The organism is Streptomyces sp. UNOC14_S4, from assembly GCF_020740835.1.
Taxonomy (GTDB): Bacteria; Actinomycetota; Actinomycetes; order Streptomycetales; family Streptomycetaceae; genus Streptomyces.
In genome coordinates, this window is the sequence record NZ_JAINFC010000037.1 from 1 (window position 1) to 13,339 (window position 13,339).

The 13,339-nt window shown below is 72.7% G+C and carries 12 protein-coding genes; 6 read left to right on the forward strand and 6 right to left on the reverse strand.

Going from position 1 to position 13,339, the window contains the following annotated elements; genetic code table 11:
* The first annotated feature begins 30 nt into the window (after nucleotides 1-30).
* The 3 genes from K6I34_RS05730 to mshC all read left to right on the forward strand — a co-directional run bounded on the left by K6I34_RS05730 (nucleotide 31) and on the right by mshC (nucleotide 2,860).
* Nucleotides 31-621 carry a DUF3090 domain-containing protein gene (locus tag K6I34_RS05730; protein ID WP_229322981.1) on the forward strand — a complete coding sequence of 197 codons (591 nt, stop codon included), beginning with the start codon at nucleotides 31-33 and terminating at the stop codon, nucleotides 619-621.
* Nucleotides 585-1,424 (forward strand): SCO1664 family protein, encoded by an 840-nt coding sequence (locus tag K6I34_RS05735; RefSeq protein ID WP_229322982.1) that lies wholly within the window; start codon nucleotides 585-587, stop codon nucleotides 1,422-1,424. Before K6I34_RS05730 ends, K6I34_RS05735 begins: the two co-directional genes overlap by 37 nt.
* Before the next feature lie 206 nt (nucleotides 1,425-1,630).
* Entirely contained in the window at nucleotides 1,631-2,860 is a 1,230-nt protein-coding gene (gene mshC, locus K6I34_RS05740; RefSeq protein ID WP_229322983.1) for a cysteine--1-D-myo-inosityl 2-amino-2-deoxy-alpha-D-glucopyranoside ligase, read from the forward strand.
* Between the two features lie 71 nt (nucleotides 2,861-2,931).
* Here mshC and K6I34_RS05745 read toward each other — a convergent pair whose 3' ends face one another.
* Complete coding sequence (locus tag K6I34_RS05745) at nucleotides 2,932-5,163, reverse strand: TIM-barrel domain-containing protein (RefSeq protein ID WP_229322984.1); 2,232 nt, start codon at nucleotides 5,161-5,163, stop codon at nucleotides 2,932-2,934.
* A gap of 301 nt (nucleotides 5,164-5,464) precedes the next feature.
* Complete coding sequence (locus K6I34_RS05750) at nucleotides 5,465-6,088, reverse strand: TetR/AcrR family transcriptional regulator (RefSeq protein WP_229322985.1); 624 nt, start codon at nucleotides 6,086-6,088, stop codon at nucleotides 5,465-5,467.
* A gap of 92 nt (nucleotides 6,089-6,180) precedes the next feature.
* On the opposite strand from K6I34_RS05750, the gene K6I34_RS05755 reads away from it, so the two are divergent.
* Nucleotides 6,181-6,594: a DUF4345 domain-containing protein gene (locus K6I34_RS05755; RefSeq protein ID WP_229322986.1), complete on the forward strand. Its 414-nt coding sequence runs from the start codon at nucleotides 6,181-6,183 to the stop codon at nucleotides 6,592-6,594.
* A 20-nt stretch (nucleotides 6,595-6,614) separates the two neighbouring features.
* Here the strand turns inward: K6I34_RS05755 and K6I34_RS05760 are convergent, their stop codons facing one another.
* Complete coding sequence (locus tag K6I34_RS05760) at nucleotides 6,615-8,180, reverse strand: N,N-dimethylformamidase beta subunit family domain-containing protein (RefSeq protein ID WP_229322987.1); 1,566 nt, start codon at nucleotides 8,178-8,180, stop codon at nucleotides 6,615-6,617.
* A gap of 71 nt (nucleotides 8,181-8,251) precedes the next feature.
* On the reverse strand, nucleotides 8,252-9,127 hold the full coding sequence (locus tag K6I34_RS05765) for a helix-turn-helix transcriptional regulator (RefSeq protein ID WP_229322988.1): 876 nt from the start codon (nucleotides 9,125-9,127) through the stop codon (nucleotides 8,252-8,254).
* A gap of 45 nt (nucleotides 9,128-9,172) precedes the next feature.
* Between K6I34_RS05765 and K6I34_RS05770 the strand changes: the two genes are divergently transcribed.
* Together K6I34_RS05770 and K6I34_RS05775 are read left to right on the forward strand one after the other, a co-directional pair.
* Nucleotides 9,173-10,624 (forward strand): MFS transporter, encoded by a 1,452-nt coding sequence (locus K6I34_RS05770; RefSeq protein WP_229322989.1) that lies wholly within the window; start codon nucleotides 9,173-9,175, stop codon nucleotides 10,622-10,624.
* Between the two features lie 205 nt (nucleotides 10,625-10,829).
* Nucleotides 10,830-12,515: an AAA family ATPase gene (locus tag K6I34_RS05775; protein ID WP_229322990.1), complete on the forward strand. Its 1,686-nt coding sequence runs from the start codon at nucleotides 10,830-10,832 to the stop codon at nucleotides 12,513-12,515.
* Nucleotides 12,516-12,701: 186 nt separating this feature from the next.
* Here the strand turns inward: K6I34_RS05775 and K6I34_RS05780 are convergent, their stop codons facing one another.
* Complete coding sequence (locus K6I34_RS05780; RefSeq protein ID WP_229322991.1) at nucleotides 12,702-12,917, reverse strand: hypothetical protein; 216 nt, start codon at nucleotides 12,915-12,917, stop codon at nucleotides 12,702-12,704.
* Nucleotides 12,918-12,980: 63 nt separating this feature from the next.
* Nucleotides 12,981-13,256, reverse strand: coding sequence for a hypothetical protein (locus tag K6I34_RS38560; RefSeq protein ID WP_308293966.1), 276 nt, complete (start codon nucleotides 13,254-13,256; stop codon nucleotides 12,981-12,983).
* Nucleotides 13,257-13,339: the final 83 nt, after the last annotated feature.

Here is a 13,339-nt window from a genome sequence, read left to right on the forward strand (position 1 = left end):
GATGCCCACTGATACAAATGGAGCAGGACGTTGCCCCGTCAGGTGTTCCTCTACGACCCGCCGGACCGTTTCGTCGCCGGTACGGTCGGGCTGCCGGGCCGCCGCACTTTCTTCCTCCAGGCCAGCGCGGCCGGCCGCACCACCAGCGTCGCCCTGGAGAAGGCCCAGGTGGAAGCGCTCGCCGAGCGCATCGACGAGCTGCTGGACGAGGTCGTCCGGCGCACCGGCGGCAACGCCGCGGTGCCCGCCGTCGCCCCCACCGAGCTCACCGACAACAAGCCGCTGGACTCCCCTGTGGAGGAGGAGTTCCGGGTCGGCACCATGGCCCTGGCCTGGGACGGCGATTCCCAGCGCATGATCGTGGAGGCCCAGGCGCTCGTCGAGCTGGAGGCGGGCACCGAGGAGGACCTCGCCGAGGCGGAGGAGCGACTCCTCCAGGACGACGTCAACGGCCCGCCCATGCTGCGCGTCCGTCTCACCGGCCCCATGGCGCGCGCCTTCGCCAAGCGCGCGCTGGAGGTCGTCCAGGCGGGCCGCCCGCCGTGCCCGCTGTGCAGCCTGCCGCTCGACCCGGAGGGACACGTATGTCCGCGCCAGAACGGATACCGTCGCGGAGCGTGACCCCGCACGAGCTGCTCACCCGGGGCGAGCTCACCGTGCGCGGCCGGGTCCGCGAGGCGTCCAACGCCGTTCTGTACTGCACGGTCGAGTACGAGGGCGTCAGCGCGGCCTGTGTCTACAAGCCGGTCGCGGGGGAGCGCCCCCTGTGGGACTTCCCCGACGGCACGCTCGCCCAGCGCGAGGTCGCCGCGTACGAGCTCTCCGAGGCCATGGGCTGGGGGCTCGTGCCGCCCACGGTGCTGCGCGACGGCCCGTACGGCACGGGCATGTGCCAGCTGTGGATCGACGCGCCCGAGGAGACGGCCGAGGGCACCCCCGTGACCCCGCTGCTGGCGCTGGTCGAGGGCGACGAGCCCGGTCAGGGCTGGAAGGCCGTGGGCTACGCCGACGTGGGGGAGGACCGCACCGCGCTGCTCGTGCACGCCGACGACGAGCGGCTGCGCCGCCTCGCCGTGCTCGACGCGGTGATCAACAACGGTGACCGCAAGGGCGGCCACCTGCTGCCCGCCGCCGACGGCCGCCTCTACGCGATCGACCACGGTGTGACCTTCAACGCCGACGACAAGCTGCGCACCCTCCTGTGGGGCTGGGCGGGCGAACCGCTGACCGAGGAGGCGATGGCGGCCCTACGGCGACTTTCAGCCGATCTGGCTGAAGAAAGTCCCTTGGCCGTGCGCCTCGCGGAGCTCATCACCCCGGCCGAGCTCGACGCGCTGCGGGCGCGCGTGGCCGATCTGCTGCGTACGGGCCGCCATCGCGAGCCCAGCGGCCAGTGGCCCGCCATTCCCTGGCCTCCGGTGTGAACCCGCGCCCCGGCCGTTCTGTTCCCGGCGGCCGGGGGAGATTCGGGGCCATGGCGTGAAAGCCATGGCGCAAAAGACCACCGGCCGGGGCAAAGCGAGTGCCGCGCCCCGCGATGCACAGCACGGCACCTTCCACAAGAGCGACGATTCGGCCATCAGCCGGATCCGGTTCGTATCCGGAACGTGCATCCGGTTACGCTCATGTCATGCATGCCTGGCCCGCTTCTGAGGTGCCCGCCCTGCCCGGCAGTGGCCGCGACCTCCGGATCCACGACACCGCGACCGGTGGACGAGTGACCCTCGCCCCCGGTCCCGTCGCCCGTATCTACGTGTGCGGCATCACGCCGTACGACGCGACCCACATGGGTCACGCGGCGACCTACAACGCGTTCGACCTCGTGCAGCGCGTGTGGCTCGACACCAAGCGGCAGGTTCACTACGTCCAGAACGTCACCGACATCGACGACCCGCTGCTGGAGCGGGCCGTGCGCGACGGTGAGGACTGGACGGCCCTCGCCGAGCGCGAGACCGTGCTCTTCCGCGAGGACATGACCGCCCTGCGGATGCTCCCGCCCCGGCACTACATCGGCGCCGTCGAGTCGATACCCAAGATCGTCCCGCTGGTCGAGCGGCTGCGCGACGCCGGTGCCGCCTACGAGCTCGAAGGCGACATCTACTTCTCCGTCGCCGCCGACCCCTCCTTCGGCAGCGTCTCCGGACTCGACGCCGAGGCGATGCGGCTGCTGTCCGCCGAGCGCGGCGGCGACCCGGACCGCCCCGGCAAGAAGAACCCCCTCGACCCGATGCTCTGGATGGCCGCCCGCCCGGGCGAGCCGAGCTGGGACGGGGCCTCCCTCGGCCCCGGCCGCCCCGGCTGGCACATCGAGTGCGTCGCCATCGCCCTCGAACACCTCGGCATGGGCTTCGACGTCCAGGGCGGCGGCTCCGACCTGGTCTTCCCGCACCACGAGATGGGCGCCTCGCACGCCCAGGCGCTGACCGGCGAGCACCCTTTCGCCAAGTCCTACGTCCACGCGGGCATGGTCGCCCTCGACGGCGAGAAGATGTCCAAGTCCAAGGGCAACCTGGTCTTCGTCTCCGCGCTGCGCCGCCAGGGCACCGACCCGGCCGCGATCCGGCTCGCCCTGCTCGCCCACCACTACCGGGCCGACTGGGAGTGGACCGACGCCGTCCTGAGCGAGGCCGAGGAGCGCCTCGCCCGCTGGCGCGCGGCCGTCTCGCGCCCCGACGGCCCGTCCGCCGAGGCCCTGGTGGAGGAGGTCCGCGAGGCCCTCGCGGACGATCTCGACGCCCCGCGCGCCCTCGCCGCCATCGACCGCTGGGCCGCCGCCCAGACCGCCGACGGCGGCACGGACCCGGCCGCGCCGGGCCTGGTCTCCCGCGCCGCGGACGCCCTGCTGGGCGTGGCGCTGTAACCCCACTCGTGCCACAGGGCGCTCCTCCGGCCGGTCCGGGGGAGCGCCCTTTCACGCGTTGAGGGTGCCTGTCAGTCGCGTACGGCGATCGTGAACGCCCTGTCCGTCGGCAGGGTCGCGGTGCGTACGTGCAGGACGCCGCCGCGGTCGGACGGGTCGTACCGCCAGCCGTCGCCCTGCCGCAGCGCGCGGCCGTTCAGGGTCACCGTCCTCGGGGCGGTCTTGGTGTGGACGGTGAACTCGTACGGGCGGGCCTTCTGCTTGCCCCGGAAATCGCCCTTGGAGGCGCCCAGTTCGAGGGTGATGCCGCGTGAGCCGGAGGCGCGGACCGTCAGGGTCTGCCGGGCGGAGGCGCCCGAGCGGTGGGCACGGGTGACGCCGTCGTCCTCGTAGAGGGTGAACGACGAGGTGCCCTGGGGGTAGACGTCCCAGGCCAGCGGGGAGTCCGCGGTGCGGTCCGTGTACGAGCGGATGCCCGGCCACATGGGGATGTTCGCCCCGCCCTTGACGAACAGCGGCAGGGTGTCCAGGGGAGCCCGGTAGCCGTCCAGCGTGCGCGGGCCCTCGTAGGTGCGGCCGGTCCAGTAGTCGGTCCAGGTGCCCTTGGGGAGGTAGATGCCGTCGCGCACCTCCGTGTCCGCGTAGACCGGTGCCACCAGGAAGGATTCGCCCGACAGGAACTCGTACTTCGCGGCGTCCGACGCGGCCTTCGGGTCGTCCGGGTACTCCAGCGCGAGCGGGCGGACCGGGCCGACGCCCGTGCGCGTGGCCTCCGCCGCGTAGGAGTACATGTACGGCAGCAGGGACTCCTTGAGCTTCAGGTACTTCCGGTTGATCGAGGTGTACGGCTCGCCCTGCCGGAAAGGCTGCTTGTCGCTCGGCGCCCAGCCGTCCATCGTCATCACGGCGGGCAGGAACGCCTTCCACTGCAGGTCGCGGACGTACGTCTTGGGGCTGCCCGCGAAGATGCCGTCCACGTCACCCGTGGTGTACGCGAGACCGGACATGGTCGCGCCCGCGTACGTGGGGATCTGCCAGCGGATGTACTCCCACGAGCCCTTCTGGTCGCCCGACCACTGGACCCCGCAGCGCTGCGCGCCCGACCAGCTCTCCGGTGCCCAGGTGAAGCCGCGGGCGTCGCTGTTGTCCTCGATGCCCTTGTACGCGTCCTTGCAGCCGTCGAGGGCGAATTTGTAGCCGTCGCCGACCCAGGCCACGTCGAGCTTGGCGATCCGCTGGCCCGCCTTCACCTGGTCGGCCAGCTTGGCGAGGCCGTCCTGCGTCCACAGCCCCGTCTTCATCCCGTGCTCGCCGAGGCCCTTGTCCACCTCCGGCAGGTTCTCGTAGCCGCAGCCGTAGCCGTCGTTGACGAGCATCCAGCCGCCCGGCATGTCGTTGGCCGTGTAGCCGTCGGCGACCTTCAGGGCGTCCAGGGTGTGCCGTTCACCGCGGTTGGCGTTGTGCAGGTAGCAGTCGGAGTCGCCGATCTCCAGCCCGTACACCGGCGGCAGGAACGGACGGCCCGTCAGCCGCGTGTACTGGCCGATGACGTCCTTGGCCGTCGGCCCCGCGAAGTAGTACGCGTCGAAACGCCGCTCCTTCTCGGTCGTCGTCACCGGGTCGCCGAAGGCGTACGTGCCCGGCGCGTAGGTGTTGCGGAAGACGCCGTAGCCCGCGGAGGAGAGGTAGTAGGGCACCGAGTTGGGGTGGCCGCCGTCGTCCCAGTTGTAGTCGACGCCGACCTCGACGGTCCTGCCGCGGTGCGAGGTGTTGCCGCGGCCGTTCTGCATCCCGGCGCCGTAGAACTGCTCGCCCGCGCCGCGCGCGAGCGTCTGCGTGGTGCTGTCCGCGTCCCAGCTCAGCCCCTTGGTCTCCGCCCAGACCCGGGTGCCGTCGGCCCGGTACAGCGCGAAGCGGAGCGGTGCCTTGTACGCGCGCAGGGTGACCGCGGGCGTACTCAGCTCGTAGCGGTCGCCCTTGTCCTTCCAGCGGGTACGGGGGCTCCTGCCCTGGGGCAGGACGATGTCCTTGCCGGTGGGGTCGGTGAAGGTGCCGTCGGGGGCGAGCTCGATACGGAAGGTGTCGGCGGTGACGAAGGTGACGCGGGCTTCCGCCGTGCCTGCGGAGAGGCGGTACGTGGAGCCGTCGCCGTTGCCGTCGTCGTCGGGGTGGAAGGCGGTGACGTCGCCGACGGTCGTGCGGGTGGGTGGGGGTGTGTCGGCCGCGTTCGCCGCGGGTGCGACGAGTGCGGCGAGCAGCGCGGCTGTGACTGCGACGGCTCTGAGGCGTGTGGGTGGTCTCATGGGGCTTGTGCGTAGTGCTTGCCGCGGGGCTTTGGCCATGGACTGGGGCTGGGGGTATGTGGACTTTTCCGGGGCCGTGCCCCGTGCCCCGGTGCGCCTACTGGGGTGCGTCTTGCGCTTCGCGCGCGGCCACCGGTCGTCTGTGGCCGGCCGCGCAGTTCCCCGCGCCCCTTGAAGGGGGCTACGCCCCCTGGCCCCGCGGTCGGCTGCGGGCCGGTGGGGGCTTGTCGCGCAGTTCCCCGCGCCCCTTATGGGGCTGCGGCCCGAGGCGGTCGTGCCCGCGCGGCGGAGCCGCACAATGTCACAGCCCCGCGCCCCTTGCGGGGCGCCCGTTGGCGGGGCTGTCGGCCAGTAGTGGCCGTAGACCTCCGAGGAGCGCTTCGACGCAGGTGTCGCGGAGCTGCGTGCGGGTGCATGTCTCCTTGGTGAGCCAGTCGACGCAGAGGACCTGGACGAAGACCAGCCAGCTCTTCAGGACGGCGGACACGGCCTCGCGGGTGTCGTCGTCCGCCAGGGGGACCACGGCCAGCAGCCGTGCGCGGAGGGCGTCCAGCCCGTTCGCCAGGACCGACTGGACCACCGGGTCGCCCGCGAGCACCCGGTTCGCGGCCAGGACGGCGTTGCGGTTGGCGATGAAGTAGTCGAGGTGGACGTCCATGCCCTGGGCGAGCTGCTCCACCAGGGAATCGGCGGGGTCCAGCCGGGTCTCGACGAGCAGTTGGTCCGCCGCCTGCTGGTAGACGGCCGCGAAGAGGGCGTTCTTGCCGGGGAAGTGGCGGTAGAGCAGGGCCCGGGAGACGCCGGCCTCCGTGGCGACCTCCTCCATCAGCACGTCGTCGTAGGGGCGTTCGGCGAAGAGCCGTGCTCCGACGGCGAGGAGCTGGGCGCGGCGGTCGGCGGGGGTGAGGCGTCGGCGGGGAGGCACGGACGCAGACTACTTGACACGTGTCTACTGGCACACCCAGTCTAGTAGACGCATGTCAACTAAGGCTCCGCTCGGGCGATCCGGGAGGGATCATGGCAAGGGGTCTTCGAGCACTCGCACAGCTGATGGGCTGGGCCTGCGTGGTGATCGGCATGGAACACGTGGTGGTCGGCAACCTGGCGATCCCCGGCGAGAGTTCCGCGGGTGCGACGATCGACAGCTGGGGCCGGTTCATGGGGGCCATTTTCGTCGGCTACGGGCTGGCCTGGCTCCGGGCCGCCCGGCAACGGCCCATCCCGGCCCAGGCGGTGCGGTGGCTGACCGGCGTCTTCCTGCTGGGCGGCGTGGGACGGGTGATCTCGTTCGCCGTCCACGGTCGGCCGCACTGGTTCCAGATCGTCCTGGCGGCGATCGAGCTCGGCCTGCCGCCCGTTCTCTTCTGGCTGGCCGACGCGGAGGAACGGGCTCCGCGCGGGGAGGCGGAGACCGTGCCCGCCGGGCGGTGAACGACCCCTGGGGCCCACCGTCACCACAAGTCCCGGTGACCCCAGATGGGATCACCCGCATACGGGCGGTACGCCTCCACGTTGTCCGACGCCGGGCGGTGCCGCCCCGCGGGGGACTCCACGAAGGCCCGCAGGACGTTCTCCGTGACCCGGGACGTGAAGCGCGCGGCGGCCGGCGGGATACCGTGCGCGCCGTCGCCCACCAGGGACTCCACCCACCGCATCGTCCCGGTGCTGAACACCCCCGCCCCGCTGCTCACCGTGTAGTACGCCGAGTCGGCGAAGGACCGCACGCCCCGGCACACCAGCGGGGAGTGGGCCATGATCTCCAGCGGGCGCGGGGTGGTCCCCCCGCCGTCGACCCGGTCGTACTCGGTGCCCACCAGGTTGGCGAAGCTCGTGCCGCGGCCTGCGCCGGTGCCCTCGAAGAGCCAGTGCCCGGGGTCGGCCACGACGTAGGGGGCGCTCGTCGGATTCGATTCGTAGAACGTTCCCGTCAGGGCGTTCTCCGGCCGCGCGCCCGGGGGTTCGCGCCAGTCCGTGGTGACGGCGTCGTCGTCCCGGCCGTACATCGGGTCCAGCGGCCAGTCGGTTTTGTAGCAGACGACGAGCCGCCGGTCGCCCAGGCCCGTACGTTCCAGACGGATGCGCCGGAAGCAGGCGTTCGCTCCCAGGAAGGCGAGGTTGGTGCCCGCGTCCCGGGCCGCCGTGACCCGGTCGCGCATCGCTGGGGTCCAGTACTCGTCGTGCCCGAGCGAGACCACCCCGCGCGCACCCCGCAACAGCAGTGGGTCGCGGTCGAGGTCCATCGAGGTCACGTAGGCCAGCGGCAGCCCGAGCCGCTCGGCGAGGGCGACGACGGGCTGTTCGTACGTGGTGAACAGCGGCGCCCCGTCGCCGTCGTACGGGCGGTCGCAGCTGACCGCCAGCGAACGCGCGGCGTCGTCCCCCTTGCCGCCGGGGCCGTGGTAGAGGCTGTGCCCGCCCCAGGTGTTGTACGCCTGCCAGGTGCCGACCGCGTTGACCAGCACCAGCTTTCCCTCCGTACGGGCGGAGCGCACGGTCACCGGTACGTACCGCTGCTCCCCGGACGCGGCGGTCAGCCGGATCAGGTAGGCGCCCTCCGGCCAGCCCCGCGTCGGTACCTCCGCCGACGGGTGCCACGCGGCCGTGACCGTACGGGTCGGGCCGACGGCGCCGCCGGGCATCGGCTGGGTGCCGCCGCGTATCGCCTCCGAGGCCCACACCTTGCGGGCCTGGGCGCCGCCGTACCAGCCCATCCGGAACGCCTCCGCGCGGAACTCCGCGGCGGTGGTGGACACATACAGCCGCAACGGCTCGCCGGGGAGCACGCTCACCCGGTCCGCGAAGCCCTCCACCGCCCGGTCGGCGCCGCGCGGCCGCAGCGCCCAATCGCGGTCGCCCGCTTGTGCGTTCTCGGCCGCGACGGACCACGCGGCGCCGTCGGCCCGCCGTCGCGAGCCGTCGTCCTCCGAGCAGCCCGCGAGGACCGCGCCCGCCCCCGCCCCGGCCACCGCGCCGAGGAAGTGCCGCCGGTCCCACGCGTGCTTGACGTGCTCGGACATCTCCCTGTCCATTGCGCGTGCGGACCCGCCGTGCCGCACGGCGGAAAGGGCCAACCGGGCGACTCTGCCGGTCAGGGCGTGTACGCGGCCAGCTCCGGCAGCTTGCGGGCGGTCTCCGCGTCGGCGGGCATGCAGGCGAAGAGCTTGACGCCCGGGGCGTCCAGGGCCGCCAGCTTCACGTAGTCGAAGACCAGGCGGCCGACGCCGGGGTGCAGGAACTCCCGCCGGGTGGAGACAAAGGCGGTGACGTCGTGCGCCTCCCACCACGTACGGAACTCGGGGCTGGCCTCGCACAGCCCGTCCGTGAGGGCCGCCGGCCCGGGTTCGCCCACGCGGCGCTCCGCGTCCGACCGGAACTGGGCGACCAGGTGCCGTGCCTGCCCCGGCCAGTCGGCGGCGAGCGTACGGAGCGCCGGGTCCGTGAACATCAGCCACAGCAGGTTGCGCCGCTCCGGCGGGAACCGTGCCGGGTCGCCGATCAGCGCGGCCTCGGCGCGGTTCCACGCGACCAGGTTCCAGTCGGCGTCGAGCAGATACGCGGGGTGCGGGTCGAGGGCGTCCACCAGCCGCTGGAGCGCGGGACCGGGGCCGCCGGCGGGTTCCTGCTCCGGATACGGCTCCCCGGCCAGCGCGAAGAGGTGCCGCCGCTCGGCGCCGTCGAGCAGCAGCGTACGGGCGAGGCTCTCCAGCACCTGCCTGCTCACCGTGATGGCGCGCGCCTGCTCCAGCCACGTGTACCACGTGACGCTGACACCGGAGAGCAGGGCCACCTCCTCGCGGCGCAGCCCGGGCGTACGGCGGCGCGGGCCCGCGGGGAGGTCCACGTCGCGCGGGGTGATCCGCTCGCGGCGCGAGCGCAGGAACTCGGCGAGGGACCGGCGGCGCGCCTCGTCCTCGGCGGCTCCGCGGGTGTCTGAAAGTTTTCGGGGTGGTCCGGATACCAGCATAAGTCGTCACTGTAGGCCCGGACATGATCGCCGGAGCATCGGGTCATGACACAGACCCCAGCCGTACTCCCCGAACGCCGCCCCGCGGCCGAGGACGCCGAAGCGGTGCCCTGGCGGGCCGTGTCCGTGATGCTCACCGGGGCGTTCATGGCCGTGCTCGACACGTTCATCGTGCTCGTCGCGGCCCCCGCGATCCGCTCCGACCTGCACGCGTCCGCCGCCGACGTCCAGCTCGTGCTCGCCGGGTACCAGCTCACCTACGCGATCGCGCTCATCACGGCCGCGCGGCTCGGCGACCTCTTCGGCCGCAAGCGGATGTTCATGGCGGGCACGGCGCTCTTCACCCTCGCGTCCGTGGCGTGCGCGACGGCACCCGGCGCGGGGGCCCTGATCGCCGCCCGGATGGCACAGGGCGTGGGCGCGGCCGCGCTGTTCCCGCAGGTGCTGTCGATGATCCAGGTCCTCGTCCCGGCCGCGCGGCGGCCGCAGGCCCTGGGCGCGCTCGGTGCCGTGATCGGCATCTCGGGCTCGGCGGGCCAGCTGCTCGGCGGCGTCCTGGTCGCCGCGCACCTCTTCGGCTCCTCCTGGCGGCCCGTCTTCTGGGTCAACGTGCCGGTCGGGCTGCTCGCCCTGGCGCTCACCGCCGCGTACGTGCCGGAGTCGCGGGCGCCCGGGGCCCGGCGTCTCGACCCGGGCGGGGCGGCCGTGCTGACCGGGGCGCTGTTCCTGCTCGTCGTCCCGCTGATCGAGGGGCGCGAGCGGGGCTGGCCCTGGTGGACCTGGCTGAGCCTGGCCGCCGCCGTGCCCGCCTTCGCCGCCTTCCTCGCCGTCGAACGCCGGACGGAGGCCCGCGGCGGCTCGCCGCTCGTCCGGCCGCGGCTGCTGCGGGAACGGCCCTTCGCCGTGGGCACGTGCCTGGTCGTCGTCACCTACGCGGGCATCAACTCCTGCTTCCTCGTCCTCTCGCTGACCCTCCAGGACGGCCTGGGCGCGAGCGCGCTGGGCGCCGCGGTCGTCTATCTCCCCTTCGCCGTCGCCTTCTTCGCCACCAACCTCCTGTCGGGCAGGCTCGCCCGCTTCGGCCTGCGCACGCTGCGCGCGGGCGCGCTCGTCACGGCGGCGGGCTACGCGGCGGTGATCGCCTTCGCGGCGGCGGGCTCCCCGCCGCGCCCCTGGGAACTCGCGGTCACCCTCCTCCCGATCGGCGCGGGCAACGGCCCCCTCGTCCCCCCGCTCCTGGGCACCGTCCTCTCCCGCGTCACCCCCTCCGAGGCGGGCACCGCCTCGGGCGTCCTCGCCACGGCCCAACAGGTGGGCGGCGCCCTGGGCGTGGCGGTGACGGGAGTCCTCTACTTCGGCACCCTGGGCGGGGCCGCCGAGGGCGACGCCACGGCGTACGCCCATGCGCTGGGGGTGACGACGGTCTTCCATCTGGTGCTGATGGCGGGGGTGCTGGGGCTGCTGGGGCTCTTGCGGGACCGGAGGCCCGGCTCTTAGCAATCCCGCCGTCCCGGCCGGACCTTGCCACGATCCGACCCGGCGACACGATCCGACCCGGCGACACGATCCGACCTGACGACACGATCCGACCTGGCAAAACGCGCCGCGACGCTCGCCCCGCCCCGTACACCCCTGGGATGATCATGACCTGGTCGGCTGCCCGTTCCGGCGGGTCGGGTCTGATGCGAGTGGGGAGAAGGTTGTGCTGGATGCTTTCGACGACCGGCGTTCCGTGAGGAAGGCCGAGCGGGCCTGGAACCAGGGTGTGGCGTTGTGGGGGCGGGACGACCCGGAGGGGGCCGCGGCGTTCTTCGAGGAGGCCGTGGCGCACGACCCCACCGCCGCCGACGCCTGGCTGGGGCTGCACGCCACGGGGTGGCGGGAGGAGGAGGCGTTCGACGCCCTCGTCGAGCACGTGGACACCCTGGGGGCGCTGCGGGAGAAGTTCGGGGCGGAGCTGTCGTCCTGGTTCTCCATAGGCGACTACGTCCAGGCGCAGCTCGTGGCCGCGGACGACCTGTGGCTGGCCACCGTGGCGGGCATGCTGCGGGACAGGGAGTACGAGGAGGCGGCGGAGGCGCTGGACCGGGCGCCGTTCGAGAACGACTCGGTCCAGTTCCTGCGCGCCCGGCTCGCGGTGTGCGTCAAGGAGTGGGACGACGCGCTCTCCTGGACCGGTGCCGTCCAGCGGGACAGTCCCCTCGCCGACGAGGCGGACCTCTACGCGGCCACGGCCCTCGTCTGCACCTCCCGGTTCGCCGAGGCCCTGGACGTGCTCGCGCCGCTGCCGCGGTACACCGGCCTCGACGCCTTCGAGGCGGAGGTGGCCGCCCTCCGCGGCACCGCTCACGAAGGGCTCGACGACCCGGACGAGGCGCTGAAGCACTATCGGCACGCCCTGCGCCTCGACCCGGAGCTCCACGACGTGGCCGAGGCGGTCCGGGAGCTGAGCGGCGCGCCGGAGGCCACGGATGCCGACGACGGCGGTCCCCTGACCGACGAGGCCCGTGCCGTACTCCTCGCCGAGGCACAGCAGGCGCTGGACGCCATGATCGGTCTGGAGCCGGTGAAGCATCAGGTCCGCACGCTCATCGCGCAGTTGCGCATGGCGGGGCTGCGCGAGGAACAAGGCCTTCCGGCCGCCGCCCGCCCGCGGCACTTCGTCTTCGCGGGCCCACCGGGTACGGGCAAGACCACCGTCGCCCGCATCATCGGCAAGGTCTTCGCCGGACTCGGACTGCTCAGCCGCGGGCACGTGGTCGAGGCGCAGCGCGTGGACCTGGTCGGCCAGTACCTGGGCGCGACCGCGATCAAGACGACGGAGGTCGTCGACTCCGCCCTGGACGGCGTGCTGTTCATCGACGAGGCCTACGCCCTGGCCAACAGCGGCCACGACGGCGGCGACGCGTTCGGCGCGGAGGCCGTGCAGGTGCTTCTCAAGCGCGCCGAGGACGACCGCGGCCGGCTCGTGGTGGTCCTCGCGGGCTACCGCAAGGAGATGTCCGACCTCCTCGCCACCAACCCCGGCCTGGCCTCGCGCTTCACCACCCGGGTGGACTTCCCCTCCTACTCGGCGGAGGAACTCGTGCTCATCGCCGAGTCCCTCGTGGCGCAGCAGGGCGACACGGTGAGCCCGGACGGCCGGGCCGCCCTCGCCGAGTGCTTCACAGAAGCCCTCGGCCACGGTCTCGGCGAGACTCTCGGCAACGGCCGCTTCGCCCGCGAACTCTGCCAGAAGGCCTCCGCGGCCCGCGACCTCCGCCTCGCCACCGCCCTGGAGACGGGCCGCACCCCGACCCGCGAGGAGATCACGACCCTGCTGGCGGGTGACGTGGTGACGGCGTACGAGGAACTGGTGGAGCCGCATGTGAACGAGGCGGGGGACTGACCGGACGTCGGCATCACTCTGTCTCGTCCTCGTGGTGCAGGTGGCCGCAGGGACAGGCGCAGCGGAGCGTTTCGAAGGAGGCTCCGCGCGGTGGCGTACCGACACGGCGGATGTCGGTGGTACCGGCACAGCGACCGTGCGAGCCGCTGCGGCACTCGGCGGTGATGTGTGTCGGCACGGGACGGATCACGGGCACGGCACGGTCTCCGGAACGAGGGCGTGGTGGAGCTCGTCGGCGGACGTGAGGGTTCTCCACCGCTCCCCGTCGGGGAGCACCCAGACACAGTCACCGGCGTACTTGCCGACGGGAGGAGCGAGGATCTCCGCGCCGCAGGGATACGGGGTGACGCCGGGCACCCCGTGGAGCCGCTCGCCCGTGCCGAGCGGAAGCGGCCACCACATGGCGTGCTTCACTCCTCCCATCAGATATGGGCCGACGGGCCGGACCAAGAGCCTTATTGGATCTCATATTTCGATGAGGCCGAGCTGGCGGGTGTCACAGGCGGTCGGCTCCTCGACCTTGTGCGACAGAACGCGAACACCCACGCCGAAGCCGCCGCTGAAGACATTCGTACCGCGCTCACTCGGCGGGGGCGGGAAGCCGGACGCAGCCACGCGCTGGACTGGATCGGGCTCGCGGAGTGTCATTTCCTCATGGGCGACGTGACCGGGGCCGTCGCCCAGACGCACCGCGCGATCGACGCCGCGCAGTTCACACAGTCCGGGCGCGTGCGTGCCCAATTCGGTGTTCTTTACCCCTACACCGTCGGGTGCGGTGTATCCCCGTCACTGCGGGAAGTACGCGATAGGATCCGCGCCTTGTT